Below are 1290 nucleotides of genomic sequence, written 5' to 3'. Positions count from 1 at the left end.
CACCAGGCCGCGCGCGGCGAGGGCCTCCTGGTGCGTCCACACATCGCACGGCGTGAGCGGAGACGGGCCCGCGCTGGAAGGGGCCGCCACTTCGTTCGCGTCCCGCCCGCGCGCGAGCGGCCCGGACGGGGGCGGGGTGGGGCGCTCAGGGGCTTCATGGGTACTCCCGGGGCAGCAGGATGCGGAGCAGGGCGCCGCCGCCCGGTCCGTTGCGCCGGTGCAGCAGGCCGCCGCTGGCGCGCAGCAGGCACTCGCTGGTGTAGAGGCCCAGCCCCGTGCCCTGGGACTTGGTCGTGTAGAGCTCCTCCGCGGGCGCGTTGAGGCGCTCCGGGGGGAAGCCGGGGCCGTCGTCTTCGATCTCCACCTCCAGGCGTCCGCTGAGCGGCTCGGTGCGCGCGCGGATGTAGACGCGGGACGCGCCCTGTTCGCCGTTGCCCTCGCAGGCGTTGACCACCAGGTTCTCCACCACCCGGCGCAGCGTGAGCGGTCCGCCGCGCAGGAGCGCGCGAGGGGGCCCGGGCGGCTCCAGCTCCACGTGGATGTCCACGTAGGGGAAGCGCAGGGACACCTGGGCCTGCACGGACTCCAGCACCAGCCCCAGGTCCACGGCCTCCGGCTCCGTGCCGGCGAAGCGGCGGCTCTTGGCGCGCACCTCCTTCACCATCTCCTGGAGCTGCCGCAGGCTGTCCTGGAGCTGGCGGGCCTGGTCCTCGAAGCCGCTGCGCGCGAGCAGGCCGCGTTGCGTGCCGAACGCCTTCATCATGTCCGCGGCGGTGCCGGCCTCGTGCAGCGCCTGGTCCATGCCCTGGTGGTGGCCGAGGATTTCCGCCATCGCCTGGGTGAGGCGGCCCACGTCGCGCTCCTGCTGCTCCACGAGCTGCGCGTGCACGGCGGCGCGCAGGCGGTCCGCGTCCGCGCGGGCCCGGTCGTAGCGCACCGCGAGCCCGCCCAGGTACAGCTCCGCCAGCAGCGCGGACGGGCCCACGATGGCCAGGAGCACCGCGTGCTGGGCGCTCCGGGCCAGGGGCAGGGCGCCCAGCAGGGCCGCGAGCGTGCCCACCGCGAGGAAGGCTCGCGCCACGTCACCCGGTAGCGCCGCCATGCACGGCGGCGGTGCCGATGAGGAGCACGCCGAAGACGAGCGCCCCGGGGAGCTCCGCGAGCGCCATGAGGCTCGCGAGGAAGAAGTGCAGCAGCGCCAGGCCCGGCAGCCACGCGAGCCAGCCCCCCGCGGCCACGCGTCTGCGGCGCGCGAGCACCCAGGCGAAGGCGACGCGGTGGACGGCGCAG

1 protein-coding gene and 1 pseudogene are annotated in these 1290 nt (G+C 75.7%); both read right to left on the bottom strand.

Translation table 11 applies throughout. The features are described from left to right. Window positions 1–154 precede the first annotated feature (154 nt). Window positions 155–1081: a sensor histidine kinase gene (locus ACLEQD_RS43655; protein ID WP_410391829.1), complete on the bottom strand. Its 927-nt coding sequence runs from the start codon at window positions 1079–1081 to the stop codon at window positions 155–157. 1 nt (window position 1082) lies between these two features. Further along, window positions 1083–1290 (bottom strand): annotated as a pseudogene (locus tag ACLEQD_RS43650) (sensor histidine kinase); the annotation flags it as partial.

The organism is Corallococcus sp. 4LFB (assembly GCF_046520365.1).
Taxonomy (GTDB): Bacteria; Myxococcota; Myxococcia; order Myxococcales; family Myxococcaceae; genus Corallococcus; species Corallococcus caeni.
This window is presented reverse-complemented; position numbering and strand designations above follow the sequence as displayed.